1 protein-coding gene and 1 pseudogene are annotated in these 1,746 nt (G+C 63.9%); both read right to left on the bottom strand.

Annotated features, from left to right (window positions below):
* Positions 1-758: 758 nt before the first annotated feature.
* Positions 759-1,496, bottom strand: a complete 738-nt coding sequence (locus tag LL972_RS21500; RefSeq protein ID WP_228329318.1) for an RNA polymerase sigma factor — start codon at positions 1,494-1,496, stop codon at positions 759-761.
* 60 nt (positions 1,497-1,556) lie between these two features.
* Positions 1,557-1,673: pseudogene (locus LL972_RS21495) on the bottom strand (SymE family type I addiction module toxin); the annotation flags it as partial.
* Positions 1,674-1,746 lie beyond the last annotated feature (73 nt).

Raw genomic sequence — 1,746 nt, 5'->3', positions numbered from 1 at the left:
TTGGTCTCCTTGGTGGCTAGTGTGCCCGGGGACCTCTAACTATGGATGGACCAATTTTACGGGGAGTCGACAATTGCCCTTCGCAATTAGAATCGGTCGAGGTGAATGAATCGCGGTAGTCGTTCGTCATGCACGAGTACAACGTATGACTTCCCTCGAATGGGTAGTAGGAAATGAATCCAAGTGTTCCCTGCTTCTTTCCTGGGTAGATCATGCCGCCAGGAGTATTCAGTGGGCGCCCTGACCTTGTGTCGTCCCTGTGGAACCAACGTTCCAATTCGACCAACTGGACACCGGCGGGGACAGATGCTGGCTGAGCCAACGCAGCCACTGTTGTGCGATGGCTTGCACCCAGATAGTCGATTTTCTGAGCAATCGCGGATTCTGCCCCAAGGAGACCCACACTCATTACCGCGGCGGCCAGGGTGCTACTCAAACAAAACTTCATATTCCGTCCTAAGTCCCGGTGAAATCCGGCCGGCTATACTCTGCCGTGCACACCACGTAGACGAGGCGGATAGACTGATTCTCGTGTGGGAAAAGTCTGAATCGCTTGCCGTGGTCCGCGTCCAGACGCGGCATGCCATTGCCAATCATCGAGACCATAAGGCTGTCGAATGGATGAGATCGGTGTCTGCGCTATGGGTGGATGACAGCAGATAAGGTGGGCCATGTGACTTCGGTTGGCAGAGGACTGTCAGGTGCCCCAATGCGCTGGTCGTGACGCACCGCCACCTGCGCAATGCATCGCCCTGGCGTCACTCACCCACCGCCGCGCGGCAGGCGGCCAGGGCGCGGCTGATGTGTTTTTCCACCATCTTGACCGAGATGCCCATGACGGCGGCGACTTGCGGGTAGGTGAGGCCGTCGAAGCGGTTAAGCATGAAGGCCTGGCGGCATTTGGGCGGCAGCGCGGGCAGCGTGTGGGTGTGCAGGTGCTGCAGGGTGCGGCGGGCGTCCACCAGCTGGTCCACCGCCGTGCCGGCGGCGGCGAGCGGTTCGCTGTCCTCCAGCGGCACGTGGCGGGCGGCGTGCCTGCGGTGGCGCGTGCGCCAGTGCTCCAGCACCACGTTGTGGGCAATGCGGTACAGCAGCAGCTTGTAGCTGTGGATGTCGGGCGTGTTGCGGTAGGCCAGCAGGCGCAGCAGCGTTTCCTGGGCAAGGTCGGCGGCGGTGTGCGGGTCGCGCAGGCGCCGCCGCATGTAGGTGAGCAGCTCCGCCTGCAGCTGCACCACGGCCTGGTCGAAGCGTTCCCTGGCCGGCGCGCGCTCCTCGCGCACGTGCCAGCGTGTGGTGACGCGGCCAAGCCCGTAGATGCCCGCCGCGGGCGCGCGGGCCGGCAACTCGCCCACGGCGTAGGCCCTGCGGTGGCGCCACGGGCGGCTGCCGTAGCGCTCAACCGGCACCGCGCTTGCGGTGTGCGCGCGTGCCGCGACCACCTGGCCAATGACAGCGTGGCGGTCTGCACGCGACGCGCCGGTCATGCCCTCACTCATCATGCGACGTCTCCAGCAACGGGCCGGGCACATGCGGTGCGCGCATGCGCTGCGGCGTGATCAATGTGGGTCTACAAGGCTGATGACCAACTCGCCATCGCGCTGGCGGATGTGCAGCTTGCTGCCGATGGCAAAGCCCAATTGTTCCAGCCAGCGGCCGCGCAGGCGCAGGGTGGGGTAATCCCCCCACTTCTAGCGGTCGCCAGAAGTGGAGCTAAGTGGCCATCGCCAACTTCATGGCAGGCGTGAT

It is taken from the genome of Xanthomonas campestris pv. asclepiadis (genome assembly GCF_020784175.1).
Lineage (GTDB): Bacteria > Pseudomonadota > Gammaproteobacteria > Xanthomonadales > Xanthomonadaceae > Xanthomonas > Xanthomonas campestris_D.
The sequence above is the reverse complement of the archived record's forward strand: the minus strand, read 5'-3'. Positions and strand labels throughout refer to the sequence as shown.